Annotated in this window: 24 protein-coding genes; 15 read left to right on the forward strand and 9 right to left on the reverse strand. The window is 72.4% G+C overall.

Translation table 11 applies throughout. The annotated features are described in order from the left end of the window. Positions 1-261 precede the first annotated feature (261 nt). Genes AB0F77_RS08575 through AB0F77_RS08585 form a run of 3 tightly spaced genes read left to right on the forward strand, consistent with a single transcriptional unit; the run spans position 262 to position 3,418 of the window. Positions 262-1,485, forward strand: a complete 1,224-nt coding sequence (locus AB0F77_RS08575; protein WP_361943612.1) for a DUF2092 domain-containing protein — start codon at positions 262-264, stop codon at positions 1,483-1,485. A 33-nt stretch (positions 1,486-1,518) separates the two neighbouring features. Then, positions 1,519-2,517: an ABC transporter ATP-binding protein gene (locus tag AB0F77_RS08580; protein WP_361943615.1), complete on the forward strand. Its 999-nt coding sequence runs from the start codon at positions 1,519-1,521 to the stop codon at positions 2,515-2,517. After that, positions 2,504-3,418, forward strand: coding sequence for an ABC transporter permease (locus tag AB0F77_RS08585; protein WP_361943618.1), 915 nt, complete (start codon positions 2,504-2,506; stop codon positions 3,416-3,418). The genes AB0F77_RS08580 and AB0F77_RS08585 overlap by 14 nt, the downstream gene beginning before the upstream one ends. On the opposite strand, the gene AB0F77_RS08590 is transcribed toward AB0F77_RS08585, so the two are convergent. Next, positions 3,408-4,010, reverse strand: a complete 603-nt coding sequence (locus AB0F77_RS08590; protein ID WP_361943621.1) for an NAD(P)H-dependent oxidoreductase — start codon at positions 4,008-4,010, stop codon at positions 3,408-3,410. The two genes, AB0F77_RS08585 and AB0F77_RS08590, sit on opposite strands and share 11 nt — an antisense overlap. A 1,549-nt stretch (positions 4,011-5,559) precedes the next feature. Between AB0F77_RS08590 and AB0F77_RS08595 the strand changes: the two genes are divergently transcribed. Beyond that, positions 5,560-6,159 (forward strand): hypothetical protein, encoded by a 600-nt coding sequence (locus tag AB0F77_RS08595; protein WP_361943624.1) that lies wholly within the window; start codon positions 5,560-5,562, stop codon positions 6,157-6,159. Between the two features lie 6 nt (positions 6,160-6,165). On the opposite strand, the gene AB0F77_RS08600 is transcribed toward AB0F77_RS08595, so the two are convergent. From AB0F77_RS08600 to AB0F77_RS08610, 3 genes are all read right to left on the reverse strand, one after another. Next, on the reverse strand, positions 6,166-6,630 hold the full coding sequence (locus AB0F77_RS08600) for a VOC family protein (RefSeq protein ID WP_361943627.1): 465 nt from the start codon (positions 6,628-6,630) through the stop codon (positions 6,166-6,168). Between the two features lie 96 nt (positions 6,631-6,726). Then, a complete protein-coding gene (rarD, locus tag AB0F77_RS08605; RefSeq protein ID WP_361943630.1) occupies positions 6,727-7,719 on the reverse strand; it encodes an EamA family transporter RarD in 993 nt (330 codons plus the stop codon). Positions 7,720-7,853: 134 nt separating this feature from the next. Continuing rightward, complete coding sequence (locus AB0F77_RS08610) at positions 7,854-8,708, reverse strand: NAD(P)H-binding protein (protein ID WP_361943633.1); 855 nt, start codon at positions 8,706-8,708, stop codon at positions 7,854-7,856. A 91-nt stretch (positions 8,709-8,799) separates the two neighbouring features. Here AB0F77_RS08610 and AB0F77_RS08615 point away from each other — a divergent pair, with 91 nt between their 5' ends. Next, complete coding sequence (locus tag AB0F77_RS08615) at positions 8,800-9,210, forward strand: helix-turn-helix domain-containing protein (protein WP_361943636.1); 411 nt, start codon at positions 8,800-8,802, stop codon at positions 9,208-9,210. Positions 9,211-9,256: 46 nt separating this feature from the next. On the opposite strand, the gene AB0F77_RS08620 is transcribed toward AB0F77_RS08615, so the two are convergent. The 5 genes from AB0F77_RS08620 to AB0F77_RS08640 form a co-directional block, all read right to left on the reverse strand. Next, complete coding sequence (locus AB0F77_RS08620) at positions 9,257-10,321, reverse strand: 2-oxoacid:ferredoxin oxidoreductase subunit beta (RefSeq protein WP_361943639.1); 1,065 nt, start codon at positions 10,319-10,321, stop codon at positions 9,257-9,259. After that, on the reverse strand, positions 10,314-12,242 hold the full coding sequence (locus AB0F77_RS08625; protein WP_361943642.1) for a 2-oxoacid:acceptor oxidoreductase subunit alpha: 1,929 nt from the start codon (positions 12,240-12,242) through the stop codon (positions 10,314-10,316). The genes AB0F77_RS08620 and AB0F77_RS08625 overlap by 8 nt, the downstream gene beginning before the upstream one ends. Positions 12,243-12,437: 195 nt before the next feature. Beyond that, positions 12,438-13,097, reverse strand: coding sequence for a response regulator transcription factor (locus AB0F77_RS08630; RefSeq protein WP_361944277.1), 660 nt, complete (start codon positions 13,095-13,097; stop codon positions 12,438-12,440). Between the two features lie 470 nt (positions 13,098-13,567). Further along, entirely contained in the window at positions 13,568-14,905 is a 1,338-nt protein-coding gene (locus tag AB0F77_RS08635) for a sensor domain-containing protein (protein WP_361943645.1), read from the reverse strand. A gap of 129 nt (positions 14,906-15,034) precedes the next feature. After that, on the reverse strand, positions 15,035-16,216 hold the full coding sequence (locus AB0F77_RS08640; RefSeq protein WP_361943648.1) for a sensor domain-containing protein: 1,182 nt from the start codon (positions 16,214-16,216) through the stop codon (positions 15,035-15,037). A 276-nt stretch (positions 16,217-16,492) separates the two neighbouring features. Between AB0F77_RS08640 and AB0F77_RS08645 the strand changes: the two genes are divergently transcribed. Genes AB0F77_RS08645 through AB0F77_RS08690 form a run of 10 tightly spaced genes read left to right on the forward strand, consistent with a single transcriptional unit; the run spans position 16,493 to position 26,660 of the window. Beyond that, the gene (locus AB0F77_RS08645) at positions 16,493-16,900 is read left to right on the forward strand and encodes an NADH-quinone oxidoreductase subunit A (RefSeq protein ID WP_361943651.1); all 408 of its coding nucleotides are present in this window, start codon (positions 16,493-16,495) and stop codon (positions 16,898-16,900) included. Further along, on the forward strand, positions 16,891-17,520 hold the full coding sequence (locus AB0F77_RS08650) for an NADH-quinone oxidoreductase subunit B family protein (protein WP_361943654.1): 630 nt from the start codon (positions 16,891-16,893) through the stop codon (positions 17,518-17,520). Before AB0F77_RS08645 ends, AB0F77_RS08650 begins: the two co-directional genes overlap by 10 nt. Further along, complete coding sequence (locus AB0F77_RS08655) at positions 17,517-18,977, forward strand: NADH-quinone oxidoreductase subunit C (RefSeq protein ID WP_361943657.1); 1,461 nt, start codon at positions 17,517-17,519, stop codon at positions 18,975-18,977. Before AB0F77_RS08650 ends, AB0F77_RS08655 begins: the two co-directional genes overlap by 4 nt. Beyond that, positions 18,974-19,942: a complex I subunit 1 family protein gene (locus AB0F77_RS08660; protein ID WP_361943660.1), complete on the forward strand. Its 969-nt coding sequence runs from the start codon at positions 18,974-18,976 to the stop codon at positions 19,940-19,942. The genes AB0F77_RS08655 and AB0F77_RS08660 overlap by 4 nt, the downstream gene beginning before the upstream one ends. Beyond that, on the forward strand, positions 19,942-20,493 hold the full coding sequence (locus AB0F77_RS08665) for an NADH-quinone oxidoreductase subunit I (protein ID WP_361943663.1): 552 nt from the start codon (positions 19,942-19,944) through the stop codon (positions 20,491-20,493). The genes AB0F77_RS08660 and AB0F77_RS08665 overlap by 1 nt, the downstream gene beginning before the upstream one ends. Continuing rightward, on the forward strand, positions 20,490-21,188 hold the full coding sequence (locus AB0F77_RS08670) for an NADH-quinone oxidoreductase subunit J (RefSeq protein ID WP_361943666.1): 699 nt from the start codon (positions 20,490-20,492) through the stop codon (positions 21,186-21,188). The genes AB0F77_RS08665 and AB0F77_RS08670 overlap by 4 nt, the downstream gene beginning before the upstream one ends. Then, positions 21,188-21,568: an NADH-quinone oxidoreductase subunit NuoK gene (gene nuoK / locus AB0F77_RS08675; RefSeq protein WP_361943669.1), complete on the forward strand. Its 381-nt coding sequence runs from the start codon at positions 21,188-21,190 to the stop codon at positions 21,566-21,568. The genes AB0F77_RS08670 and nuoK overlap by 1 nt, the downstream gene beginning before the upstream one ends. Continuing rightward, on the forward strand, positions 21,565-23,559 hold the full coding sequence (locus AB0F77_RS08680) for an NADH-quinone oxidoreductase subunit L (RefSeq protein ID WP_361943672.1): 1,995 nt from the start codon (positions 21,565-21,567) through the stop codon (positions 23,557-23,559). Before nuoK ends, AB0F77_RS08680 begins: the two co-directional genes overlap by 4 nt. A gap of 6 nt (positions 23,560-23,565) precedes the next feature. Then, on the forward strand, positions 23,566-25,140 hold the full coding sequence (locus tag AB0F77_RS08685) for an NADH-quinone oxidoreductase subunit M (RefSeq protein WP_361943675.1): 1,575 nt from the start codon (positions 23,566-23,568) through the stop codon (positions 25,138-25,140). Beyond that, a complete protein-coding gene (locus AB0F77_RS08690; protein WP_361943678.1) occupies positions 25,137-26,660 on the forward strand; it encodes an NADH-quinone oxidoreductase subunit N in 1,524 nt (507 codons plus the stop codon). The genes AB0F77_RS08685 and AB0F77_RS08690 overlap by 4 nt, the downstream gene beginning before the upstream one ends. The last annotated feature ends 249 nt before the right edge of the window (positions 26,661-26,909 follow it).

Consider the following 26,909-nt stretch of genomic DNA (forward strand, 5'->3'; position numbering starts at 1 on the left):
TTCCCCGTGGAACTCCGGCCCCCGCCCGCCTCCCGCCGAGCGCCGCCCTCCCTCCCCCTACGGGACCGTCCCTCCGTCGCCTCCCCGTGTCATACCGGAGGTGTACACGGAGTTGGGACCGAGGGGTGACGATTGCGGGGGAGGGATTTGGTCTGATGGTGAGCACGGAAATCACCACTCCTCACCGATTCGGGTGAGAATGGCGGCTCAGGGTGGGAGAAGTGCGAGGCGGCCGCCGCCGACGACGGAGGTAAGGCAGACATGGCACCGTACGAATCCGACGAGGTCGAGGACGTGCGCTCGGGGCGCCGCAGGGCCGCCCGTTACGTCGTCCCGGTCACGGTGGTGGGGGTGGCGGCAGCGACCATCGGGCTCGTCCCGGCGCTCGCCGACTCCGGTGACCCCGACCTGCCGAAGATCACCGCGCAGCAGCTCATCGAGAAGATCGCCAAGTCGGACGTGCAGCAGCTGTCCGGCACGGTGAAGGTCAGCACCGACCTCGGCCTGCCCGACCTGGGCGGCCTGGAGAACAGCCTGCTCTCCGGCGCGACCCCCTCGGGCGGGGACTCGTCCGCCGACCCGAGCGCCAAGCTCACCGAACTCGCCACCGGCACGCACACCCTGCGCGTCGCCACCGACGGCCCGGACCGCCAGAAGCTCTCGCTGATCGAGAACGCCGCCGAGTACAGCCTCATCCACAACGGCAAGGACGTCTGGGGCTACGACAGCAAGTCCAACGAGGTCTACCACGGCACCGCGGACGAGTCCGGCCGCGGCCAGACGCACGAGCCCCCGGCCACGCCGAAGGACTTCGCCGACGAGGCCCTGAAGTCCGTGGACGACACGACGTCCGTCACGGTCGACGGCACCATGCGGGTGGCCGACCGCGACGCCTACAAGCTGCTCGTCCGCCCGAAGCAGTCCGGCACCACGGTCGGCGCCCTCAGCATCGCCGTGGACGCGAAGACCGGTATGCCGCTGAAGTTCACGCTCACCCCGGCGAGCGGCGGCGCGGCCGTGCTGGACGTGGGCTTCACCCAGGTCAGCTTCGCCCGGCCGGCCGCCTCCACCTTCGACTTCAGCCCGCCCAAGGGCGCCAAGGTCACCGAGGACGACCACGCGGAGAAGAACTCCACGGCCCCCTCGGACCGGCCCGGAGCCCCCTCGGGCAAGCCCGGTGACGGCTTCGCCAAGCCCGACGGCGACCTCGCCAAGGGCTTCGAGGGAGGCAAGGTCATCGGCAAGGGGTGGAACGCGATCGCCACGTTCGACAGCGGGACCGAGGGCGGTGTCCCGACCGGCTCGGCCGGCGGCGACCTGGGCGGCGTCCTCGGCTCGCTCGGCGACCAGGTCAGCGGCGACTTCGGCAAGGGCACGGTCTTCTCCACCCGGCTGATCAACGCCCTGGTCACCGACGACGGCAAGGTGTACGTCGGCGCCGTCACCAAGGACGCGCTGGTCAAGGCGGCCGACGCGGCCAAGTAGGTACCCTGCGGGCACGACGAATCGAGGGAGCCGATGGACGAACCGTCCGCCACGCGGGAGCCGGAGCGGCCGCGGGACCCCGGGCCCGGCGTCGACACCGGGCCTGGCGTCATCGACACCCGCGGCCTCACCAAGCGCTACCGCGGCGGACAGCTCGCCGTGGACGGTCTCGACCTGACCGTCCCGGCGGGCAGCGTCTTCGGCTTCCTCGGTCCGAACGGCTCCGGCAAGACCACCACCATCCGCATGCTGATGGGCCTGATCGAGCCCACCTCCGGCACGGCCCAGGTGCTCGGCCGCCCCATGCCGCGCTCGGCACGGACCGTACTGCCGCACGTGGGCGCGCTCATCGAGGGCCCCGCCCTGTACGGCTTCCTCTCCGGCCGGGACAACCTGCTGCGCTACGACGCCGCCGACCCGACCGCCGATCCGCGCACCCGCCGGGCCCGCGTCGGCGCGGCGCTCGACCGGGTGGGTCTGACGGCCGCCGCGGGCAAGAAGGCCCGCGCCTACTCCCTCGGCATGAAGCAGCGCCTCGGTCTCGCGGCCGCCCTGCTCCAGCCGCGCAGGCTCCTCGTCCTGGACGAGCCCACCAACGGCCTCGACCCGCAGGGCATGCGGGAGATCCGCTCGCTGGTACGGGAGTTGGCCTCGGACGGCACGACCGTCTTCCTCTCCTCCCACCTCCTCGACGAGATCGAGCAGGTGTGCACCCACGCGGCCGTGATGGCGCAGGGACGGCTGATCACCCAGGGCGCGGTGGCCGACCTGGCGGCCGGGACGCGCGGCCGGCTGGTCGTGACCACGCCGGACGCGGGCGACGCGGCCCGGGTGCTGAAGGAGCACGGGGTCGCCGACGTCGTGGTGGCCGAGGACCGGGTGACCGGGGAGCCGCCGGAGGGCGAACTCGCCGACCTCAACGGCGCCTTGGTCACGGCCGGCGTCCGGGTCCGCGGTTTCGGGGTCGAACGGGCCTCGCTGGAGGACGCGTTCGTGGCACTGACCGGAGAGGGCTTCGATGTCGCAGGCTGAAGTCGTGGCCACCGGGGGCGGGCCGACGGCCGACGGCCCGGCGGCGACCGTACGCGCGCCCCGTCCGCTGTGGACCCTCGGGCTGCTGCGCAGCGAACTGTTCACCACCCTCCGCCGCTGGCGCACGCTCGCCCTCCTCGGCGTGCTGGCCGCGGTGCCGGTCCTGGTCGGGATCGCGGTGAAGATCGAGACGGGCGACGGTTCGTCGGCCGGCGGTGGAGGCGGCGAAGGTCCGCCGTTCATCGCGCAGATCACCAACAACGGTCTGTTCCTGGTGTTCACGGCGCTCGCCGCGACGCTCCCCTTCTTCCTGCCCATGGCCGTCGGCGTCGTCGCGGGTGACGCGATCGCGGGCGAGGCCAACGCCGGCACCCTGCGCTACCTCCTGGTCGCCCCGGCCGGCCGCACCCGGCTGCTGCTCACCAAGTACACGACCACGATGGCCTTCTGTCTGCTGGCCACCCTCGTCGTGGCGCTGTCCGCGCTGATCGTGGGGGCGCTGCTGTTCCCGCTCGGCGAGCTGACGACCATCTCCGGTACGCGGATCAGCTTCACCGAAGGACTCGGCCGGGCGCTGCTGATCGCCCTGGTCGTCGCCGCGTCACTCGTCGGCATCGCGGCGCTCGGGCTGTTCGTGTCGACCCTCACCAACAGCGGCATCGCGGCCATGGCCACCACCGTCGGGCTGCTGATCACCGTGCAGATCCTCGACCAGATCCCCCAACTGCACGCCCTCCAGCCGTACTTCTTCTCGCACTACTGGCTGTCCTTCGCCGACCTGATGCGCGATCCCGTCTACTGGGACGACCTGGTCAAGAACCTGGGCCTCCAGGCGCTCTACGCCGCGGTGTTCGGCACGGCCGCGTGGGCCCGGTTCACCACGAAGGACATCACCGCGTAGGCGGCGTCTCCGTCTCGTACGGGAAGCGGGCGAAGGGGGCCTCCCGGGTGAAGAAGGTCTTCGCGCGGGCCAGCGCGTCCGTGTCGCGCAGGACGTTCCCGGGCGCGCTGCCGTTGCCGAGCAGCACCCCGCCGAACCGCATCCTCAGGTAGGCGGCCGAGTGGTTGAGCGTGCCGGTCAGCAGGTCGGCCACCTCCGTCTCCGTGTGCGCGAGCACCGTGACGCCCCAGAGGGTGCGCCCGGCCAGGGTCGCCTCGAAGTCGACGCCCGGGGTGCGCAGCCAGGCGGACCAGTGGTCGAGGTAGCGCTTGGTGAGGCTGGACACCGAGTACCAGTACAGCGGCGAGGCGATCACGATGTCCGTGGCCGCGAGCGTGGCGTCGAGGAGCAGGGCGGCGGCGCTGCCGGCGGGCGGCCTTGCGTGGTCGCTGTCGTGCCGCAGGTCCACGAAGTCGGGCAGCGGGTGCTCGGCGAGGCTGATCCACCGCTGTTCGACGTCGGGGGGCAGTTGCTCGGCGGCCCTGCGGGCGAGCAGTTCGGTGTTGCCGTCGGACCGGGCGCTGCCCAGCACGAACAGGAAACGACGCGTCACGGGGTCCCCCAGGTGGGAGCATGGTCTGCAGTCACCTGCATTATATGCACGTGCAGCTAAATGGGCGAGGGCTGCCCCTGGTGCGAGGCTGTGACGTCGTGGTGACGCGGGCGCCGTGGTGGGGGAGCGAAACTCGTAGGCAGGGACGAGTACGACCGGATCGTGATGCCGGGAGAGTGAGGGACCGATGTCTCGGCTCAGCCGCGAGGGCAGGCGGGAACAGTGGGGCGACGGGCGCCCGGTGACACCGGTCGTCGTCCGGGTGACGACCGAGGGGGTGGCCACGGCGGACGGGGTACGGCTGCGGACCGCGTCGGGTGAGGAGCCCCAGCAGGCCGTGCTCGACCACCTCCACCGGCTCGCCCTCACGACGGGACGCCCCGTCCACGCCACGATCCACGACGACCGCATCGGCTACGTGGTCCCCCTCCAGGTCGCCCCGGACGGCGCGAGCACCTTCTCGGGCGACCCCGCCCCGATGACTCCACCGGCCGGCCCGGCGGAGAACCCCCCGGCTGAATCGAACCGGGTTTCGACGGTTGGACCGGCAGTGGAGTCGGTGGGGCCGGCAGTGGAGTCGGCGGGGCCGACGCCGGGTCCGGAAGCCGAACCGGCGGGAGGCCCGGCGGTGGCGTCGATCGGGGGCCGGTCGGACGAGGAGCCCTTGTCCCCGGCGACCGGAGCCGCGTCGACCACGGCTTTCCCCGGCCCTGCGCAGGCGCCATACCGCGACCGGCCGACCCGTCTGCTCCACCCGGTCCCCGAGCCGGCGGAGGACGCCGTACCGGCGTTCCCCGCGCAGGCCGCGGAGGCGCCTCCGGCAGCGCCGGGCACGGTCCGACCGCCCACCGGTGTATTCGGCCCACCCCCGGTGATGACCCCGGCCCCGGCTTCCACCCCGGCCCCTGCTTCCACCCCGACCCGGCCGCCCGCACCCCCCACGACACCCCCGGCCCCCGGCCCCGTCCCACCGAAGTCGACCCCTTCGTTCGTCGGCTCCGCCGTCCCCCGGACACCCCCGCCCGCCGACTCTGCTGTCACCCATGTGCGTCCGCCCGCCGGTCCTGTGGCCAGCCCTGCGCCTGCGCCTGCCGGGCCGCCCGGCGCTGTTCGGGCGCCCCGTCCCGCCGACTCTGCTGTCACCCATGTGCGTCCGCCCGCCGGTCCTGTGGCCAGCCCTGCGCCTGCGCCTGCCGGGTCGCCCGTCGCTGTTCGGGCGCCCCGTCCTGCCGACTCCGCCGTCACCCATGTGCGTCCGCCTGCCGGTCCTGTGGCCAGCCCTGCGCCTGCGCCCGCCGGGTCGCCCGTCGCTGTTCGGGCGCCCCGTCCCGCCGACTCCGCCGTCACCCATGTGCGTCCGCCCGCCGGTCCTGTGGCCAGCCCTGCGCCTGCGCCCGCCGGGCCGCCCGGCGCTGTTCAGGCGCCCCGTCCCGCCGAACCCGCCGTCACCCACCTGCCCCCGCCCCCCGGCCCCGCCGCCATCCCGGCACCCGCTTCCCCGTCCGGCTCCTCCGCCCGGTCCGTTCCCGCCCCCGCATCCGACCCCTACGTGATACCCCCGTCGTCCCCGCAGTGCTCGCTCACGCATGTGCCCGTCGCCGGTCTCGCCGGGGACGCCGAGTTCGATCCGAAGGCGACTCCCGCCCGGGGGTTCGACGCCGTCGCCGAGGCCGTGCTCGGGGAGGACGGGGTGGCCGCCGGGGCGGTGCTGGGGGAGGCCATGGCCCGGGTGAACGCCGCGGTGCGGGACGGACGGATCGACGTCGCCGCCGACCTCGCGGAGCGCACCGTACGGGAGGCGTCCGGGACGCTCGGCGACGAGCACCCGGAGGTGCTCAGGCTGCGGGAACTCACCGCCTACATCGCCTACCTGGCCGGCGACCCGCTCCGCGCCTTCCGGCTGTCCCTGGACCTCGCCGGGCTGTGGCACCGCAAGGAGGACGCCGAGGCGGCCTACGGCAACGTGCAGAGCGCCGCCACCGCCTGGCGTGCCGTCCGCGACCCCGAGCAGGGCCTGCGCCTCGGCGCCGACCTGATCACCCTGTGGACCGAACTCACCGAGGGGGACGGCCCGGCCGCCGACGACACGGAGGAACTGGAGTCCGCGCGGGCCCGCATGCGGCGCCTCACCCTCCGCGCGGCCCGCTGACCGGGCTCACAGCACGCAGAACTCGTTGCCCTCCGGGTCCGCCATCACCACCCACGTCCCGCCCGGCTCCGACACCCGCTGCAGCACCCGCGCGCCGAGCCCCTCCAGCCGGTCCACCTCCGCGTCCCGGTCGCCGTCGGCCGCGTGCACGTCGAGGTGGAGCCGGTTCTTGACGGTCTTCGCCTCGGGCACGCGCTGGAACAGCAGCCGCCGCCCGAGGCCCGTGCCGGTGTCCGCGTCGTAGGGGTCACCGGGATGCCGTACCGCGACCAGGTCCCGGAAGGCGGCCCGGCCGTGGGCCTTCACGGCCGCCTCACGGGGCAGCGCGCCGAGAGCCAGCAGCCGTTCGACGAGCGCGCTGTTGTCCTCGGTCTCGTAGTGCAGCGCGGCCGCCCAGAAGTCGGCCTGCGCGTGCGGGTCGGCGGCGTCGATCACGAGCTTCCAGTGCAGCGGTGCGGGCGTCTGCGTCATGCCGACCACTTATAGCCCACCCGCGGCCCGCCGCCGGTCCCCAGTGCCCCAACAGGCAACGTCCGCCCCGTCGCGCAAACGTCGCCTGCCGGGGCACTAGCTCGCGCCGACCTCGTTGCCCGGTGCCTTGCCCGGCGCCACGACGGCCGCGCCCTGCTCCGGCAGGACCACCGCACGCGCCCCGGCGAGCGCCCGCGCACCCCGGCGCGCGGTGCGCAGCGCGTCCCAGGTCAGCAGCGACAGGGCCAGCCACACCAGGGCGAACCCGGCCCACCGCGCGGCCGGCATCGCCTCGTGGAAGTAGAAGATGCCCAGCAGGAACTGGAAGACCGGTGCCAGGTACTGGAGCAGCCCCATCGTCGACAGCGGCACCCGTATCGCCGCCGCGCCGAAGCAGACCAGCGGCAGCGCGGTCACCACACCGGTGGAGGCGAGCAGGACCGCGTGCCCGGCGCCCTCCGCCGCGAAGGTGGACTCCCCGCGCGACCCCAGCCACAGCAGGTAACCGAGCGCCGGCACGAACTGGATCGCGGTCTCGGCGGCCAGCGACTCGACGCCGCCCATGTTGACCTTCTTCTTCACCAGCCCGTACGTCGCGAAGGAGAACGCGAGGCAGAGCGAGATCCACGGCGGCTGCCCGTACGCCACCGCCAGCACGATCACCGAGGCGAAGCCGATGCCCACCGCCGCCCACTGCGCGGGCCGCAGCCGCTCCTTCAGGAGCAGCACGCCCATCGCGATGGTCACCAGCGGGTTGATGAAGTAGCCGAGCGACGCCTCCACCACGTGCCCGGAGTTCACGGCCCAGATGTAGACGCCCCATTTGACCGTGATCACCGCCGCCGCGACCGTGACCAGCGCCAGCCTGCGCGGCTGCCGCAGCAGCTCCCCGGCCCAGGCCCAGCGCCGCACGACGACCAGCGCGATCGCGACGAACGCGAGCGACCACACCATCCGGTGGGCCAGGATCTCGCCCGCCCCGGCGGGCTTGAGCAGCGGCCAGAACAGGGGGACGAGCCCCCACATCCCGTACGCCGCGAAGCCGTTCAGCAGTCCTGTCCGCCGCTCGCTCCCCGACTCCTCGGCCACGGGCACCTCCTCGTCACGTCCTGACCCGCCCGGACGAAGGTAACGCCGAGCGCCCCCGCCCGTCATGCCCGTATCGACATACGGTCATGACAGACGGGGGTGGAACGTCCGGGGAACCCCCGTTCCCCCGGGGTTCAGCCCTTCAGCGCGGCGGTGACGGCCTCGGCGAGCGGGGTGGTCGGGCGGCCGGTCAGGCGCGACAGGTCGCCGCTGTCCACGACCAGCTCGCCCTTCACGATCGACGCGTCCACGCCGACCAGGATCGTCGCGAAGCCCTCGGGCACACCCGCGCCGGTCAGGATGCCGAGCAGCACGTCACCGGGCACGGAGTTGTAGGCGATCTCCCGGCCGGTCTGCCGGCTCAGCTCGGCCGCGTACTCGGCGAGGCTCCACGCCACGTCGCCGCCCAGCTCGTACGTCGTGTTCTCGTGTCCCTCGCCGGTCAGCACGGCGACGGCGGCGGCCGCGTAGTCGGCGCGCGAGGCGGAGGAGATCCGGCCGTCCCCGGCCGCCGCGACGACCGCGTCGTGCTCCAGGACCGGGGCCAGGTTCTCGGTGTAGTTCTCGTGGTACCAGCCGTTGCGCAGCAGCGAGTAGGGCACGCCGGAGGCCAGTAGCACCTTCTCGGTGGCGCGGTGGTCGTCGCCGAGCGCGGCCGTCAGGCTGCCGGGGGCGCTGGTGTAGGCGAGCAGGGCGACACCGGCCGCCCTGGCCGCCTCGATCACGACCGTGTGCTGCTGGACCCGGCCCTTGTCGAACTCGTTGCCGGAGATCAGCAGCACCTTGTCGCCGGCGGCGAAGAGGCCGTCGAAGGTCTCGGGCACGTTGTAGTCGGCGACGGCGAGCCGCACTCCGCGCGCGGCCAGGTCGGCGGCCCTGGCCGCGTCGCGCACGACGGCGGTGACCTGCTCGGCCGGGACCTTCTCCAGCAGCTGTTCCACGACGAGGCGGCCGAGGTGGCCGGTGGCTCCGGTGACGACGATGCTCATGATTCGGGACTCCTTGTGGGATGCGTCTGGCGCTAACCCTAGGAGCGGCGCTAACTCGGGGAAAGTACCCACTTTGAAGTAAGGTACTGGCATGGGAGTGAGTGCACTGGAGAGGGCGGCCCGTGAGACCGCCGAGGCGATGTGTCCGCACCGTCTTGTCCTCGAACACGTCACCAGCCGCTGGGGCGTGCTCGTTCTGATCCAACTGCTGGAGGGCCCGCACCGCTTCAGCGAGCTGCGCCGCGCGATCGGCCGGTTCAGCCGGGGCGTCAGCGAGAAGATGCTGGCCCAGACCCTCCAGACCCTCGAACGCGACGGCATGGTCCACCGCGACGCCAAGCCCGTCATCCCGCCCCGCGTCGACTACTCCCTCACCGACCTGGGCCGCGAGGCGGCGGAGCAGGTGCGGGGGCTCGCGCTGTGGACCGACGAACGGATGGCCGCGGTGCAGGCGGCGCGCGAGCGCTACGACGCGGAGCGGGAGCGGGCCGGGTCGATCTGACCCGGCCCTGGGTACGCCCTGGTCACCTGGTCACCTGGTCACCCGGTCAGCCGACGGTCCAGGTGTCGGTGCCCGTGAGGAGCGCGCCGAGGTCGCCGGGGCCCCGGTCGCGGGCGGCGGTCTCCAGCTGGTGGTTCATCTCGGTGTCGTAGGTGGGGTGGGTGACGTCCCGGAGCACCCCGATCGGCGTGTGGTGCAGGGTGTGGGGGTCGGCGAGGCGGGTGAGGGCGAAGGCGGTGGCGGGGGACTCGGCGTGCGTGTCGTGCACGAGCACCCGGTCCTCGTTGTCCGCGGTCACGGTCACGACGTCCAGTTCCCCGGTGCGGGGGTCGCGCACCACCCCGCGGTCGCCGTCCGCGCCGAACCGGATCGGCTGCCCGTGCTCCAGCCGGATCAGCGCCTCCTGGGTGCGGTCGGGGCTCTTGAGGGTGTCGAAGGCGCCGTCGTTGAAGATGTTGCAGTTCTGGTAGATCTCGATGAGGGACGTGCCGGGGTGGGCGGCGGCCTGCTGGAGGGTCGCGGTGAGGTGCGCGCGGTCGGTGTCGAGGGTCCGGGCGACGAACGTGGCCTCGGCGCCGAGGGCGAGGGAGAGGGGGTTGAAGGGGGTGTCCAGGGAGCCCATGGGGGTGGACTTGGTGATCTTCCCCGTCTCCGAGGTGGGGCTGTACTGGCCCTTGGTGAGGCCGTAGATGCGGTTGTTGAACAGCAGGATGTTGAGGTTGACGTTGCGGCGCAGGGCGTGGATGAGGTGGTTGCCGCCGATGGAGAGGGCGTCGCCGTCGCCGGTGATGACCCAGACCGAGAGGTCGGGACGGGTGGCGGCCAGACCGGTGGCGATGGCGGGGGCACGGCCGTGGATGGAGTGCATCCCGTAGGTGTTCATGTAGTACGGGAAGCGGGAGGAGCAGCCGATCCCGGAGATGAACACGATGTTCTCGCGGGCGATGCCGAGGGTGGGCATGAAGTTCTGGACGGCGGCGAGGATGGCGTAGTCGCCGCAGCCGGGGCACCAGCGCACTTCCTGGTCGGACTTGAAGTCCTTGGCCGTCTGCCGTCCGGTCGCCCTGGGCACCAGGGGCAGGGGAGTGGGCGCGTGGGGGGCGTCAGTCATCGATGGCCTCCTTGAGCGCGGTGGCGAGGTGTTCGGCCTTGAAGGGCATGCCGTTGACCTGGGTGCAGGAACGGGCGTCGACCAGGTACTTCGCCCGCAGCAGCAGGGCGAGCTGGCCGAGGTTCATCTCGGGCACCACGATCCGCTCGTACCGCCCGAGCACGGTGCCGAGGTTGCGCGGGAAGGGGTTCAGATACCGCAGATGCGCCTGGGCGACCGACTTCCCGCCCTTGCGCAGCCGCCGCACCGCCGCGGTGATCGGCCCGTAGGTCGATCCCCAGCCCAGCACCAGCGTGCGCGCCCCGTCCGGGTCGTCGACCTCCAGGTCCGGGACGTCGATGCCGTCGATCTTGGCCTGGCGGGTGCGGACCATCAGGTCGTGGTTGGCCGGGTCGTAGGAGATGTTGCCGCTGCCGTCCTGCTTCTCGATCCCCCCGATCCGGTGTTCGAGACCCGCCGTCCCGGGCACCGCCCACGGCCGCGCCAGGGTGTCGGGATCACGTTTGTAGGGCCAGAAGACCTCACTGCCGTCCTCCAGCACATGGTTGGGCCCGGTCGCGAACTCGACCCGCAGATCGGGGAGTTCGCCGACGTCGGGGATGCGCCAGGGCTCGGAGCCGTTGGCGAGGTAGCCGTCGGACAGCAGCATCACCGGCGTCCGGTACGTGAGTGCCACCCGGGCCGCCTCCAGTGCCGCGGCGAAACAGTCCCCGGGGGTCTGCGGCGCGATCACCGGCACCGGCGCCTCACCGTTGCGCCCGAACATCGCCTGGAGCAGATCCGCCTGCTCGGTCTTGGTCGGCAACCCGGTCGACGGGCCCCCGCGCTGGATGTCGACGACCAGCAGGGGCAGCTCCAGCGACACCGCCAGCCCGACCGTCTCCGACTTGAGCGCCACCCCGGGCCCGGAGGTGGTCGTCACGGCGAGCGAGCCACCGAAGGCGGCGCCCAGCGCGGCACCGATCCCCGCGATCTCGTCCTCCGCCTGGAACGTGCGCACCCCGAAGTTCTTGTGCCGGCTCAGCTCGTGCAGGATGTCGGAGGCCGGGGTGATCGGGTACGAGCCCAGGAACAGCGGCAGCCCCGACCGCTGCGAGGCGGTGATCAGGCCGTAGGCGAGGGCCAGGTTCCCGGACATGTTCCGGTAGGTGCCCGGGGCGAACGCGGACGCGGCGGGGGCGACCTCGTAGGAGACGGCGAAGTCCTCCGTCGTCTCACCGAAGTTCCAGCCCGCCTTGAACGCCGTCCAGTTCGCCTCCGCGATCCGCGGCACCCGCGCGAACTTCGTCCGCAGGAACCGCTCCGTGCCCTCCGTCGGCCGGTGGTACATCCACGACAGCAGGCCCAGCGCGAACATGTTCTTGCACCGCTCGGCCTCCTTCCGCGTCAGGCCGAAGTCCTTCAGGGCCTCCACCGTCAACGTCGTCAGCGGCACCTCGTGCACCCGGAACCCGGCCAGCGAACCGTCCTCCAGTGGCGAGGTCCCGTATCCGACCCGGGCCAGGGCCCGCCGGGTGAACTCGTCGGTGTTCACCACGATCTCCGCACCCCGCGGAAGATCCCCCACATTCGCCTTCAGCGCCGCCGGATTCATCGCCACCAGCACATCCGGCGCATCCCCCGGTGTGAGAATGTCATGATCCGCAAAATGCACCTGGAACGACGACACCCCGGGCAACGTCCCGGCGGGTGCCCGAATCTCCGCCGGGAAATTCGGCAACGTCGAGAGATCATTCCCGAACGACGCCGTCTCCGACGTAAAACGATCCCCCGTCAACTGCATCCCGTCACCCGAATCCCCAGCGAAACGGATGATCACTCGGTCCAGGCGCCGTACGTCCTTCCCGTCGCCCGGTCTGCGCTGCTCTCCTACGACGGTGTCGTCGGCCTGTTCCGCTGGGCTGCTGACCTGGCTGGTCACTGAACTGGACCTCCTTCGGGGCGGCTGTCCGGGCGCGGTCGTCCCACGGACCTTTCCCAGGACCAACCCTACGTCGGTTAGGGTCGCCTTCCCGGGGTCATTCGCATGACGAATCGCAATTCCGAGACGCTCCCCGTTTCTCACGCGTCCCATGCGACTCCGGGACCGGAAGATCACGTCGTCCGGATTCGGCCCTCAGGAGTTCAGATACGTGAGAACGGCCAGAACACGCCGGTGGTCGCCCTCGCTCTGCGCCAGCCCGAGCTTCAGGAAGATGTTGCTGACGTGCTTCTCCACGGCGCCGTCGCTCACCACCAGCTGTTTCGCGACCGCCGAGTTCGTCCGGCCCTCGGCCATCAGCCCCAGCACCTCCCGCTCGCGCGGGGTGAGCCCGGCCAGCACGTCCTGCTTGCGGCTGCGGCCCAGGAGCTGGGCGACCACCTCCGGGTCCAGGGCCGTACCGCCCCGGGCCACCCGGACCACCGCGTCCACGAACTCCCGCACCTCGGCCACGCGGTCCTTCAGCAGATAGCCGACGCCACGGCTGGAACCGGCCAGCAGTTCGGTGGCGTACCGCTCCTCCACGTACTGCGACAGCACGAGCACCCCGAGGCCCGGGTGCGCCTTGCGCAGCCGCACGGCCGCCCGTACGCCCTCGTCGGTGTGCGTCGGCGGCATCCGTACGTCCGCCACGACCACGTCCGGCAGCTCGCCCTGCGCGTCCAGGTCCCCGATGGTCTTGATCAGCGCCTCGGCGTCCCCGACACCCGCCACCACGTCGTGCCCCCGGTCGGTCAGCAACCGGGTCAGGCCCTCCCTGAGCAGCACCGAGTCCTCGGCGATGACCACCCGCACCCTGTCCTCCACGATCCCTCGTCCCCCCACACGCCGGTCGTCCCGCGGTACCCCGCCCGTACGAGGCCCCAGCATTCCAGCATTCGACGACCGACGCGCCCGCGCCGAAGGGATCGGGCGGGCGGAAGCCCCCCCACCCTCACGGAACGACCGAAAGGAGCCCCACCGAGGGGCCGCGGCACGGGGCTTGTCACCGGCCCGCTGCCTCACCCCTCACGGGCATCCCGGGGCGAGCCCCGGGGGGCGGGCGGCCGAGCCCGAAGGCGGCGGCGGCCGAGCCCAAAGGCGGCGGCGTCCGAGCCCAAAGGCGGCGGGTAGCCGGGCCCGAAGGCAGCGGGGGCCGGAAGGCAGCGGGAGTCCAGGCCGGAAGGCGGCGGGAAACCGGCCTGATGGGCGGCGGGAATCCGCGGGCGGGAGCGTCCCGGGGGGGGATTTCCGACGCCCTCCCGCTCCCCCCGCCGGAGGCGCCGTCAGCCGCGCCAGGGGAGTTCCGCCGTCACCCGGGTCGGGCCGCCCGGAGGGGAGTCGACGACCAGGATTCCGTCCACCGCGTCCAGCCGGCCGGCCAGGCCCGCCAGACCCGAGCCCGACGACACGTCGGCGCCGCCCACCCCGTCGTCCATGACCTGGAGCATCAGCCGGTTCTCCACCCGCCACACGTCCACCGTCGCCAGCCCCGCCCGCGCGTGCTTGCTGATGTTCTGGAGCAGCTCGGAGACCGTGAAGTAGGCGATGCCCTCGATCGCCGGCGCGGGCCGCTCCACCAGGTCCACCTCCACCTGGACCGGCACCGTGCACCGCGAGGCCACCGAGGACAGCGCCGCGTCAAGACCGCGGTCGGTCAGCACCGCCGGATGGATGCCCCGGGCCAGGTCGCGCAGCTCCTGGAGCGCCGTCTTCACCTCGCCGTGCGCCTCCTCCACCATCCGCGCCGCCGCCCGCGGGTCCTCCACCAGCTTCTCCTTCGCCAGCCCCAGATCCATCGCCAGCGCCACCAGCCGGGCCTGCGCCCCGTCGTGCAGGTCCCGCTCGATGCGCCGCAGGTCCGCCGCCGCCGTGTCGACGACGACCCCCCGGTCCGACTCCAGCTCCACCACCCGCGTCGCCAGCCGCGACGGCCCGAGCAGTCCGTGCACCATCACCCGGTCCACCAGCGTCAGCGCCCGCACGATCCACGGCGTGGCCAGCGTGAACAGCAGCCCGATCGACGCCGTGACGGTGATCTCGAACGGGTTGTCCAGATACACCTGGTGATGCTCGTCGCCGTACAGCTGGAGCCCGCCCTGCCCCACGTACGCCGGGAACACCCAGAACCACAGCGGATACGTCAGCAGCGCCCAGCCGTAGGCCCAGAAGTTCACCGCGACGACGAACGAGAACAACGACCAGGGGAAGTGCAGCACCGCGTACAGCAGATGCCGCCACGACGCCCCGCTCTTGAGGACCGCCCCCATCCACGCCGTCGCCCCCGGCTTGCGCATCCGCAGCGGCTCCGGCTCGGCCACCTCCAGACCGAGCAGCCCGCGCGCCCGCGCCCGCTCCAGCGAGCCGATCCCCCGGCAGCCCGCCAGCCCCGCCGCCAGCACCGGGATGCCGAGGAACGTCACCAGCAGCCCCGCGCCGAGGGACACCATCGTCACCACGTACGCGAACAGCAGGGCGCTGATCGGCAGGCTCAGCAGGACGTACCCGAACTCGCGCCAGGTGCGCCCCGCGAACGGCGCCCGCAGCACGGCGGGCAGCCGGTGGCGCCGCTCGTCGTCGTACCCGTACCGCTCCCCGTACCCCTGCCCGTACTCCGTGGCCATCGGTGTCGTCCCGTTCTCCTCGTCGGCCGGCCCTGTCGCCGTACCTCCACCCTGCTGTGCCGCGGGCGCCGGGACCATGGAGTCCGTCGGCGTCTCGGAACGGGGGTTTTCCCCACCCCCGAGGGCTGCCTACGTCCGGTCCCGCCAGGGCAGCTCGGCCGTGACCGTGGTCGGGCCGCCCACCGGCGACTCGACGACGAACAGGCCGTCCACCGCGCCCAGCCGCTCCGCGAGCCCGCTCATCCCGCTGCCCCCGTCTAGCCGCGCCCCGCCCCGGCCGTCGTCCTGGACCTGGATGAGCAGCCGGTCGTCCGCCCGCCACACGTCCACCGACGCGTTGCGCGCCCCACTGTGCTTGCTGACGTTCTGGAGCAGCTCGGAGACCGTGAAGTAGGCGATGCCCTCGATCGCCGCGGCCGGCCGCGACGGCAGATCGGCGGTCACCTTCACCGGCACCGTGCACCGCGAGGCCACCGAGGACAGCGCCGCGTCCAGGCCCCGGTCCGTCAGCACCGCCGGATGGATGCCCCGGGCCAGGTCCCGCAGCTCCTGGAGCGCGAGCTTCACCTCGCCGTGCGCCTCCTCGACCATCGCCGCCGCCGAGTCCGGGTCCTCCAGGAGCTTCTCCTTGGCCAGACCGAGCCCCATCGCCAGCGCCACCAGCCGGGCCTGCGCCCCGTCGTGCAGGTCCCGCTCGATGCGCCGCAGGTCCGCCGCCGCCGTGTCGACCACGACCCCCCGGTCCGACTCCAGTTCGGCGATACGGCGTTCCAGCTCGTCCGACGGCGACAGCAGCCCGCGCACCAGCACCCGGTCCACGTTCGTCAGTCCCCGCACGACGAACGGCAGCACCGGCCACAGCACGAACAGCCCCGCCAGCGTGACCGTGAAGGTGAGGATGCCCCACGGCAGCCGGATGAAGTCGTACAGCAGCGTCCGCCAGCCCACCGGGTCCTTCAGCGCCAGCCACAGCCGCGGGAGCAGCCCGCCGCCCCCCGTGAGCGGCAGCGGACTCGGCTCGTCCACCCGCACCCCCAGCAGCGCCCGGGCCCGCGCCCGCTCCAGCCGGCCCAGCATCCGCGCCCCGAGCAGGGCACCGGCCAGCAGCGGGAGCCCGATCACGGTCAGCGTCAGCGCACCGGTGACGGACAGCGCCCCGACCACGTACGTGAACCCGATCAACGCCATCGGCAGGTTCACCAGCAGATGCGCGATCTCCTTCCAGGTGTGCGCGTCATAGGCGAAACGGGGCGGCGGCGGGCGGTCGTCACCGGGCCGGGCCGGGTCGGCGAAGGAGCTGCGAGCGGTCATACGCGCCAGGGTCCCGCGCCCCGCACCCCCCGCGCCATGAGGTCCGCCGCCCCGGCGTGCGGGGGAAAACCCCACCCCTGCCCTCCGTGCTCCCACGCCCCACCGACGCCCGGCACCCGCCCCTCCCGCGCTCGCTCGCGCACCCCCTCCAGCCAGGCTGCTTACCGTCCCTTTAGCAGGGCCTAGACTCCGGTGCGTACAGATCGTTCGAATCATGTTGCGCACACGGTTCACCACATCACCGAGGTCACCGTGTCAGGGAGCGAGGGACGAACGTTGCGGGAGACGTTGGGGGGCTCGACCGCGGTCGTCGCCGCGGACTACTTCCAGTCCTATTCGGTCGTGGGACTGCTCGCCGTTGTGGGCGTGCTGTTCGTCGCCGTCGCCTTCGGCGCCGGCCGACTGCTGCGGCCCGTGGTACCCACACCCGAGAAACTGCTGACCTACGAGTGCGGAGTCGACCCCGTCGGCGAGGGCTGGGCCCACACCCAGGTCCGCTACTACGTCTACGCCTTCCTGTACGTCATCTTCGCCGTCGACTCGATCTTCCTGTTCCCCTGGGCCACGGTCTTCGCCGACCACGGATACGGCGGGACCACCCTCGTGGAGATGTTCATCTTCCTCGGCTTCCTCGCCGTGGGCCTGCTCTACGCCTACAAGAAGGGCGTCCTGGCATGGACGTGACCCCCACTCCCGTCGCCCTCGAGCCGGCCGAGCCGGTGCAGCCGGTCCTGCTCCCGGAGCCGAAGCGGCTGGGGACACTGGCCCGCCTCGCCCCCGAGCCCATGAAGGTGGTCCTCAACTGGGGCCGCCGCTACTCGCTCTGGGTCTTCAACTTCGGCCTGGCCTGCTGCGCCATCGAGTTCATCGCCGCGTCGATGGCCCGCCACGACTTCATCCGCCTCGGTGTGATCCCCTTCGCGCCGGGCCCCCGGCAGGCCGACCTGATGATCGTCTCCGGCACGGTCACGGACAAGATGGCCCCCGCCGTCAAGCGCCTCTACGAGCAGATGCCCGAGCCGAAGTACGTCATCTCGTTCGGCGCCTGCTCCAACTGCGGCGGCCCCTACTGGGACTCCTACGCCGTCACCAAGGGCGTCGACCAGATCATCCCCGTGGACGTCTACGTCCCCGGCTGCCCGCCGCGCCCCGAGGCGCTGCTCCAGGGCATCCTCAAGCTCCAGGAGAAGATCGCCCGCGAGTCGCTCGGCGAGCGCTACGGCACCACCCGCCCCTCCGCCGCCGCCCTCCAGAGCGGCCTGGTGCGCCCGCCGGCCCCGGCCGTCGAAGGAGGCACCCGATGACCACGGTCGGCTGGCTCCCCGCCCCCGTCGAGGACCTCTTCGGCACGGAGGCCACCGCCGAGGAGTCCTACGAGGTCCTCACGGTCGACGTACCCCCCTCCGCCTGGATCCGGGCCCTGGAGACGGCCCGCACCACCCTGTCCTGCACCTACTTCGACTGGCTGAGCGCGGTCGACGAACCCGGCACCGGCTTCCGCGTCGCCGCCCACGTCGTGGCGCTGTCCCCGGTGCGCCGGCTGCTGCTGCGCACGACGGTCCCGCACGAGGCGCCGGCCCTGCCCTCCGCCGTCGGCGTGTACGCCGGAGCGACCTGGCACGAACGCGAGACGCACGAGATGTTCGGCGTCGACTTCCACGGTCACCCCGGCCTGGACCACCTCCTCCTCCCGGAGACCTTCGAGGGCCATCCCCTGCGCAAGGACTTCGTCCTGGCGGCCCGCGTCGCCAAGGCCTGGCCCGGCGCCAAGGAACCGGGGGAGTCGGACCACGGCACCCCCAAGCGCCGCCAGATGCTCCCGCCCGGCGTCCCCGACCCCAACGACTGGGGTCCCCTGAAGGGCCAGCTCCCGCCCGCCCCGGCCCGCCCGGCAAGGGGAGCGGGCCGCGCGGCGGGGGAGCGCCCGGCACGCGGGGCCGCCGCGGCGGGCGACCGCCCGGCCCGCCGGACCCGCACGGCCGCGGAAGGCTCGACCGGCCAGACCGCCGCCACGACCGCCCCACCGAAGACGGAGGGAACGCCGCCGGCCCAGGCCCAGGCGCAGGACCAAGTTCAAGCCTCGGCCCCGACCCAGGACCAAGCCCAGGCTTCGGCCCCGGCAGGGCGCGAGCCCGGAGCCACCGCGCGCCGGTCGCGCACCGCGGCGGAGGGCTCGGCCAGCCAGACCGCGACTTCCTCGGGCCCCTCCGCGGCCCCCTCGGGCCCCGGAGAGCCGGGTACTCCGGCCCGCCGGACCCGCAGCGCCGCGGAAGGCTCGGCGAGCCAGGGCGAAGCCGCCGGTCCGCGCCGGGCCCGCACCGCGGGCGAAGGGTCCGCCTCGCAGCGGGCGGAGGAGGCGCCGGAGACGCCGCCGCAGCCCACCACCCCGGCCGGTCCGCGTCGGGCCCGCACCGCCTCGGAAGGCTCGGCCTCCCAGCGCGCCCAGGACGAGGAGACCCCGACCGCGCCCGAACCGGCCGCACCCACCACCCGCTCCACGGCCCCCCGCAGCGCGGACGCCCCCTGGCACCACGCCCGCCCGGCCTTCGACGAAGCACCCGAAAAGCCGACCGGAAAGCCGACCGAAGAGCCGACCGAAGCGGAGACGGCGCCGAACTCGAAGGCGGCGGACTCGAAGGCGGCGGAGGAGAAGGCTCCCGCTCCCGAGGCTCCTGCCGCCGAGGACGCGGCCCCCGACGCTCCCGTCGTCCCCGAATCCGATGAACCCCCCACCCGTGACAGCTCAGGAGGCCCGCAGTGAACGGCGTGCTGGACGTCGCCCTGCGACTCCTCGTCGTGTTCGTCGTCTTCCTCACCTTCCCCCTCATCGTCGGCCAGACCGAGCACAAGGTGATGGCCCACATGCAGGGCCGCCTCGGCCCGATGTACGCCGGCGGTTTCCACGGCTGGGCCCAACTCATCGCGGACGGCGTGAAGTTCGCGCAGAAGGAGGACGTCGTCCCCACGGGCGCCGACCGCCGCATCTTCCAACTCGCCCCCGCCGTCGCCCTCCTCCCCTACCTCCTCGTCCTCCTGGCCATCCCCATCGGCCCGGGCGAAGGCGCCGTGGGCCAGGTCCTCGACGCGGGCGTCTTCTTCGTCCTCGCCGTGATGGGCGTCGGCGTCCTCGGCTCCCTCATGGCCGGCTGGGCCAGCGCCAACAAGTTCTCCCTCCTCGGCGGCCTGCGTACCGCCGCCCAGCTCCTCGCCTACGAACTCCCCATGCTCCTGACCGCCGCCTCCGTCGCGATGGCCGCCGGCACCGTCTCCCTGCCGGGCATCCTCGACGCCTTCCACTGGTGGTGGCTGCCCTGGCAGATCGTCGGCGCGATCGTCTTCTTCGTCGCCGGCCTCGCCGAACTCCAGCGCCCGCCCTTCGACATGCCCGTCGCCGACTCGGAGATCATCTTCGGCGCGTACACCGAGTACACCGGGCTGCGCTTCGCCCTGTTCCTGCTCGCCGAGTACGCCGGGATCATCGTCCTGTGCGGCCTGACCACCGTCCTCTTCCTCGGCGGCTGGCACGGCCCCTGGGGCGCCGACGGCCTCGGCTGGGTCTGGACCCTGCTGAAGACGGCGATCCTCGCGTTCGTCGTCATCTGGCTCCGCGTCACCTACCCCCGCCTGCGCGAGGACCAGCTCCAGAAACTCTCCTGGACCCTCCTCGTCCCCCTCTCCCTCGCTCAGATCGCCCTCACCGGCATCGTCAAGGTGGTGATCTCCTGATGGCCCCCATCCCTGGCTCCGGCCTCGCCAAGGGCCTGGCCGTCACCCTGCGCACGATGACGAAGAAGACCGTCACCCAGCAGTACCCCGACGTCCAGCCCGACCTCCCGCCCCGCACCCGCGGCGTCATCGGCCTGTTCGAGGAGAACTGCACGGTCTGCATGCTGTGCGCCCGTGAGTGCCCCGACTGGTGCATCTACATCGACTCCCACAAGGAGACGATCCCGGCGGCCGCCCCGGGCGGTCGCGAACGCAGCCGCAACGTCCTCGACCGCTTCGCCATCGACTTCTCCCTCTGCATGTACTGCGGTATCTGCATCGAGGTCTGCCCGTTCGACGCGCTGTTCTGGTCACCCGAGTTCGAGTACGCCGAGACCGACATCCACGACCTCACCCACGAACGCGACAAGCTCCGCGAGTGGATGTGGACCGTGCCGGCCCCGCCCGCCCTCGACCCCTGCGCGGAGGAGCCCAAGGAACTGGCAGCCGCCCGCAAGACCGCCGAGAAGCTCGCCGCGGCCCGGGCCGAACCCGAGGAGGGCACCTCGTGACCCTCGTCGCAGCCGCCTCCGCGGCACACACCGCGACCACCACCGTCGCCGCCGCGCCCCACGGCTTCCTCTCACCGACCGGCGTGGAGATCGCCTTCCTCCTGGTCGGCCTGGTCACCTTCGGCGCCGCCCTCGTCACCGTCACCACCCGGCAGCTCGTCCACGCGGCCCTCTGGCTGGTGGTGACCCTCGGCGGACTCGCCGTCGAATACCTCCTCCTCACCGCCGAGTTCATCGCCTGGGTGCAGGTCCTCATCTATGTCGGATCCGTCGTCGTCCTCCTCCTCTTCGGTCTGATGCTCACCAGGGCCCCCATCGGCCGCTCCCCGGACGCCGACTCCGGCAACCGCTGGGCCGCCCTCACCGTGGCCGTCGCCGCCGCGGCCGCTCTGGTGTGGGTGGTCGTCGACGCCTTCCGCGCCACCTGGGTCGACCTCGACGGCCCCGCCGCCGGCTCGACGAAGGTCACCGGCGAGAGCCTCTTCCAGAACTGGGTCCTGCCCTTCGAGGCCCTCTCCGTCCTCCTCCTCGCCGCACTGGTCGGCGCGATCGTCCTGTCCCGCAAGGCGAAGGCGGAGTCGAGCTCTCCCCCTGTGAACTCCCGGGCCACCACCGGTGGTTCCCCGATCGTCCCGAATTCCCGGAATCACCCGATCGAGGGAAGCCGCCCGGCCGAGCAGGAAGGCGCCCGCTGATGCACCTCGCCTATCCCGCCGTACTCTCCGCCCTCCTCTTCTGCACCGGCCTGTACGGCGTCCTCGCCCGCCGCAACGCGATCCTGGTCCTCATGTCGGTCGAGCTGATGCTCAACGCCGTCAACCTCAACCTGGTCGCCTTCGACGTCTGGCTCGACAGGGCCGCCCGCGACACCCTCCACTCCGGCCAGGCCCTGACCCTCTTCACCATCGCCATCGCCGCTGCCGAGATCGGCATCGGCCTGGCGATCGTCCTCGCCGTGCACCGCAACCGCGGCACCTCCGACATCGACAAGCTCCGCGACACCGCCGAGGGCCACGAGAGCGACGGCTCCGACGGCGACACCCCCGCGGCCGAGAAGGCTGAGGCCACCGCGTGACCACGACCACTCTCGCCGTCCTCGTCCCCGTCCTGCCGTTCCTCGGCGCCGCCGCCGGACTGCTGTTCGGCCGCACCGCCCCCGGCTTCGTCCGCCCCCTCGCCGTCCTGCCGCCCCTCGCCGCGCTGGCGCTCGCCGTGACCGTCGCCGTCGACCAGGGTGGCGGCGACCCGATCGACGCCGCCACCGAACTCACGCCCACCGGCTCGATCCCGATCGAACTGGCCCTGCACATCGACGGCTTCGCCGCCCTCGTCGCCGTCCTGGTCGGCGTCGTCGCCACCTGCGTGCAGATCTACTCGACCGGCTATCTGCGCGACGACCCCCGCTACCCCTCCTACGCCGCCCTCGTCTCCCTGTTCACCTCCGCGATGTTCCTGGTCGTCTACTCGGGCGACCTGATCGTGCTGCTAGTCGGTTGGGAAGTCATGGGCATCTGCTCCTACTTCCTCGTCGGCCACTACTGGGAGACGCCCGAGGCCCGCGCCGCCTCCCTCAAGGCGTTCCTCGTCACCAAGCTCGGCGACGTGCCCTTCCTGATCGGCCTGTTCGCCCTGGCCACCGACGCCGGGTCCTTCCAGATCACCCGCGTCCTCGGCGCCGTCGCGGACGGCCGGCTCCACCACCCCACCCTCGTCGCCCTGCTGCTCCTCGCGGGCGTGGCCGGCAAGTCCGCGCAGTTCCCGCTGCACACCTGGCTCCCCGACGCGATGGCCGGCCCCACACCCGTCTCCGCGCTGATCCACGCCGCGACGATGGTCGCCGCCGGTGTCTACTTCATCGCCCGTCTCCTCCCCGTCTTCGAGGCCTCATCGGCCGCGATGGTCGTCCTCGCCGTCATGGCCGCCGTCACCATGACCGGCTCCGGCGTCGCCGCACTCGCCCAGGACGACATCAAACGCGTCCTCGCCTACTCGACGATCGGCCAACTCGGCTACATGACCGGCGCCCTCGCCGTCGGCGACCGCGGAGCCGCCGTCTTCCACCTCATCTCGCACGGCGCCTTCAAGGCCCTGCTGTTCCTCGCCGCCGGCGTGATCATCCACGCCGCCGGCACCAACTCACTGGCCACCATGTCCCGCATGAGCAACCTGCGCGACCGCATCCCCGACGCCTTCTGGACGATGACCGTGGCGCTCCTCGCGCTCGCCGCGATTCCGCCGTTCAGCGGCTTCTTCTCCAAGGAGTCCGTCCTCGGCGCCGCCGAACACGTCGCCACCGGCCACACCGAGCACGCCCCCGGCAGCGCCGGCTGGATCATCCTCGTCGCCGGACTGGCCGCGGCCCTGCTCACCGCCGCCTACGCCACCCGCCTGTGGCTGCTCGCCTTCCGCGGCCACGGCACCGAGGCCCCCGACCACGGACGGCAGCCGCTCACCATGACCGTGGTCCTGTGGGTGCTCGCGGTCCCGTCCCTCGCCCTCGGCGGACTCGCCTACCGCGGGCTGCCCGACTGGTTCGACGGCGGCGACCTCACCCCGACCCTCACCACCTCCGTGCTCGGCACCGGCGTGGCCCTGGTCGGCGGCATCGTCACCTACGCGGCCTGGCGGCACACCACCGCCCTCGCCGCCGACGTCCCCCTCGGCGCCGTCGCGGCCCACCCCGAGGGCGACGCCGGGCTCGTCGAGGCCGAGGCCATCGCCAGCCACACCCCCGCCTACGGCGACATCGCCCGGGCGCCCGACCCCGCCGACCCGGGACGGCTGCTGCTCGGCCCGCTGCACCGGCACGCGGCCGCCGGCTTCCACCTGGACGCCGTCTACGAGGCCGCCTTCGTCCGCCCGGTCCAGGCCGGCGCGACTCTCGTCCGGTTCCTCGACCGCGAGGTCGTCGACACCTACGTACGCGGCGCGGCGGCGCTGCCCCGCGCGCTCGGGTCCGCCGTACGGCGAGCCCAGACCGGCAATGTGCAGACCTATGTGAGCGCACTGCTCGCCGGCACCGTCGTCCTGACGGTCGCCGTCCTCCTCGTCGCCACGGGAGCGTGAGCAGGCGTGATCGATATCAACGAGTCCGTGATGCAGTTCCTCCTGGCGTTCGTCGTCGTCGGCCCGCTGCTCGGCGCGGCCGCCGCCCTCCTGCCCGCCCCGCCCGGACTGAAGGGGAAGTCACCCGAGCAGGCCGTGCTCCGCCACGGCGTGACCGTCACCGGAGTGATCCTCGCCGCCGCGATCGTCCTGGCGCTCGGCTTCGACCACGACCACCCCTCGAAGATGCAGGCCACGACCGACATCAGCTGGATCCCCGCACTCGACGTGCGGATCCACCTCGGCATCGACGGCATCTCCCTCCCCCTCCTGGTCCTGACCGCGCTGCTGACCTTCCTCTGCGCGCTCTACTCGTACTTCAAGATGCCGTCGGGCCCGACCCCGAAGGCGTTCGTCGCCCTCCTGCTCGTCCTCGAGTCCGGCACCCTCGCGACCTTCGCCGTCCTCGACCTGCTGCTGTTCTTCCTGGCCTTCGAGACCGTGCTCATCCCGATGTACTTCCTCATCGCCCGCTGGGGCGGCGCGGGCCGGACCAGGGCGGCCTGGAAGTTCATCCTCTTCACGCTGCTCGGATCCGTCGTCATGCTGCTCGGCCTGCTCCTGATCGGAATCAAGGCGGGCACCTTCGACATGGTGGCACTCGCCACTGACAACGGCCGGTCGCTGACCACATCCGTGCAGGTCATCGCCGTTCTGTCCATCGGGATCGGGCTCGCGGTCAAGACACCGATGTGGCCGCTGCACAGCTGGCTGCCGGACGCCCACACCGCCGCGCCGACCGTCGGCTCGGTCCTGCTGGCCGGCGTCCTGCTGAAGATGGGTACGTACGGGTTCGTCCGGATCCTGCTGCCGGTCGCGCCCGACGGCTTCCGCACCTTCGCGCCCTACCTCGCCGCCCTCGCCGTCGTCGGCATCGTCTACGGCTCCCTCGCCTGCCTGGCCCTCGCCAGACGCGGGGCCAAGGGCGACCTCAAACGGCTCATCGCCTACTCGTCCGTCGGCCACATGGGCTTCGTCCTGCTCGGCATCGCCACGATGACCCCGACCGGCGTGAACGGCGCCCTGTTCGCCAACATCGCCCACGGCCTCATCACCGGCCTGCTCTTCTTCCTCGTCGGCGCCCTCAAGGACCGCACGGGCACCTCCGACCTCGACACCCTCGCCGAGGAGACCGGCGCCGCGCTGTACGGCAGGGCGCCGCGCCTCGGCGGCCTGCTCGCCTTCGCCGCGGTCGCCTCGCTCGGCCTGCCGGGACTCGCCGGATTCTGGGGCGAGATGCTGGCCCTGTTCGGCGCGTTCGACCCGGCCGCCGGCCTCAGCCGCCCCGCGTTCCTCACCTTCATGTCGATCGGCGCGTTCGGCACGCTCCTCACGGCCGCCTACATGCTCGTCGTGGTCCGCCGCGTCTGCATGGGCGCCGTACCCCAGCGGGCCCCGAGCCTCGCCGACGTCCACACGTACGAGTTCGCGGCCTGGACCCCGCTCGTCGCCCTCACCGTCGTCGCCGGGCTGTGGCCCAGGGCCCTGCTGGGCCTGACCGACCCGGCCGTGCAGCAGCTCCTCGCAGGAGGCACCCGATGAGCGCCCTGGCCCAGCCCCTGGCCCAGTCGGTCGTCCAGTCCGTCGACTGGCTCGCGATCGCCCCGCCCACCGCCGCGGCGGTCGTCGGGCTCGCCGTCCTCGTCGCCGACCTGTTCGTGCCCGACGCCAGGAAGGCCGTCCTCGGCTGGGTCTCCGTCGCCGGCCTCGCCGTCTCCGCGCTCCTGCTGCTGCCCCTCCTCGACGGCGACCGCAGCACCTTCTGCCTCACCGGCGACCCGCGCGTGTGCAGCTACACCGCCGACCGGTTCACCCTCGTCATCCAGTTCCTCGTCCTCGGCGGCGCGCTCCTCGCCGCCCTGCTGTCCGTGACCACCCTCAAGGACGGCCGCCGCGGGTTCCCCGAGGGCGAGTTCTGGTTCCTGCTGCTGTCCTCCGCCGCGGGCGCCGCCCTGCTGCCCGCCTCCCGCGACCTCGCCACCCTCGTCGTCGCCCTGGAGGTCGCCTCCCTGCCCGCCTTCGCCCTGGTCGGCATCCGACACGGCGACCGCAGGTCCTCCGAGGCCGCCCTGAAGTTCTTCCTCTCGTCGGTCACCGCCACCGCCGTCAGCCTCCTGGGCATCAGCTTCGTGTACGCCACCACGGGCACCCTGTACCTCACCCAGGTGGCCGACCGCATCCAGCACGTCGACGGGCAGTTCCACACCCTCGCCCAGACCGGCGTCGTCCTCACCCTGATCGGCTTCGCCTTCAAGACGGCGGCCGTCCCCTTCCACTTCTGGGTGCCCGACACCTATGTGGGCGCACCCCTGCCGATCGCCGCCTACCTGTCCGTCGTCGGCAAGGCCGTCGGCTTCTCCGGTCTCATCCTCGTCACCGTCGTCGCCTTCCCCTCGTACGCCGACGTCTGGGGCCCGGCCCTGGCCGCCCTGGCCGCACTCACCATGACCGTCGGCAACGTCGGCGCCCTGCGCCAGCAGGCCACCCGCGCGTACAGCGCCGTACGACTGCTCGCCTGGTCCTCCGTCGGCCAGGCCGGCTACCTCCTGGTGCCGATCGCCGCCGCCGGGTACTCGCCCGACGCCCGGAAGGCGATCGGCTCCACCGTCGCCTACGCCCTCATGTACGCCGCGGTGAACCTCGGTGCCTTCGCCGTGGCCGCCCTGGTGGGCCGCGCCAAGTCCCTCAACCGGATCACCGACTACCGCGGCCTGTACGCCACCAACCCCGTCACCGCCCTCCTCCTGGCCTTCTTCCTGCTCTGCCTGGCCGGACTGCCGCCGGGTGTCATCGGGCTGTTCGCCAAGGTCACCGTCTTCTCGGTGGCCGTCGACGCCGGCCTGGGCTGGCTGGCCGTCGTCATGGGCGTCAACGTGGTGATCGCCCTCTTCTACTACCTCCAGTGGACGGCCCTGCTGTTCCGCGCCCCCGAGGGCGAACCGGCCCGCCACCGCGTCCCCGCGCCCCTCACGGCCGCGATCACCCTCACCGGCGTCCTCGGCGTCGCCCTGTCCGGCGCACCCCAGCTGGTGCTGCGCTTCGCCACCACCGGTCTGTTCTGATCGCCTCCCACGCGCGCGTGCGGTACCCCTCCGGCACGCGCGCGTGCCCGTTGTGACGCCCTCACCCGGACGGCCGACCAGCACCGCAGTGCCCACAAGGGAACTAGCGGCCGCCGCCTGGCGTTGTCCAGAGCGGGAGGGTCCACTGGACGTGACACCACGGCACCAGTTGGCTTCGGAGATCGACAAGCAGGTCAGCAAGCGGATCAAGCCAGCAAAGGGTTCCCCTGCTGCACGACTTGGAGGGCG

Source organism: Streptomyces sp. NPDC026672 (genome assembly GCF_040638185.1).
Lineage (GTDB): Bacteria > Actinomycetota > Actinomycetes > Streptomycetales > Streptomycetaceae > Streptomyces.

Excerpts from the sequence above, each read along its gene's own strand:
- AB0F77_RS08640 (WP_361943648.1), bottom strand. The coding sequence starts at position 16,216 with ATGACCGCTCGCAGCTCCTTCGCCGACCCGGCCCGGCCCGGTGACGAC.
- AB0F77_RS08635 (WP_361943645.1), bottom strand. The coding sequence starts at position 14,905 with ATGGCCACGGAGTACGGGCAGGGGTACGGGGAGCGGTACGGGTACGAC.
- AB0F77_RS08650 (WP_361943654.1), top strand. The coding sequence starts at position 16,891 with ATGGACGTGACCCCCACTCCCGTCGCCCTCGAGCCGGCCGAGCCGGTG.
- AB0F77_RS08620 (WP_361943639.1), bottom strand. The coding sequence starts at position 10,321 with ATGACTGACGCCCCCCACGCGCCCACTCCCCTGCCCCTGGTGCCCAGG.
- AB0F77_RS08665 (WP_361943663.1), top strand. The coding sequence starts at position 19,942 with ATGGCCCCCATCCCTGGCTCCGGCCTCGCCAAGGGCCTGGCCGTCACC.
- AB0F77_RS08575 (WP_361943612.1), top strand. The coding sequence starts at position 262 with ATGGCACCGTACGAATCCGACGAGGTCGAGGACGTGCGCTCGGGGCGC.
- AB0F77_RS08600 (WP_361943627.1), bottom strand. The coding sequence starts at position 6,630 with ATGACGCAGACGCCCGCACCGCTGCACTGGAAGCTCGTGATCGACGCC.
- AB0F77_RS08580 (WP_361943615.1), top strand. The coding sequence starts at position 1,519 with ATGGACGAACCGTCCGCCACGCGGGAGCCGGAGCGGCCGCGGGACCCC.
- AB0F77_RS08655 (WP_361943657.1), top strand. The coding sequence starts at position 17,517 with ATGACCACGGTCGGCTGGCTCCCCGCCCCCGTCGAGGACCTCTTCGGC.
- AB0F77_RS08585 (WP_361943618.1), top strand. The coding sequence starts at position 2,504 with ATGTCGCAGGCTGAAGTCGTGGCCACCGGGGGCGGGCCGACGGCCGAC.
- AB0F77_RS08610 (WP_361943633.1), bottom strand. The coding sequence starts at position 8,708 with ATGAGCATCGTCGTCACCGGAGCCACCGGCCACCTCGGCCGCCTCGTC.
- AB0F77_RS08690 (WP_361943678.1), top strand. The coding sequence starts at position 25,137 with ATGAGCGCCCTGGCCCAGCCCCTGGCCCAGTCGGTCGTCCAGTCCGTC.
- AB0F77_RS08615 (WP_361943636.1), top strand. The coding sequence starts at position 8,800 with ATGGGAGTGAGTGCACTGGAGAGGGCGGCCCGTGAGACCGCCGAGGCG.
- nuoK (WP_361943669.1), top strand. The coding sequence starts at position 21,188 with ATGCACCTCGCCTATCCCGCCGTACTCTCCGCCCTCCTCTTCTGCACC.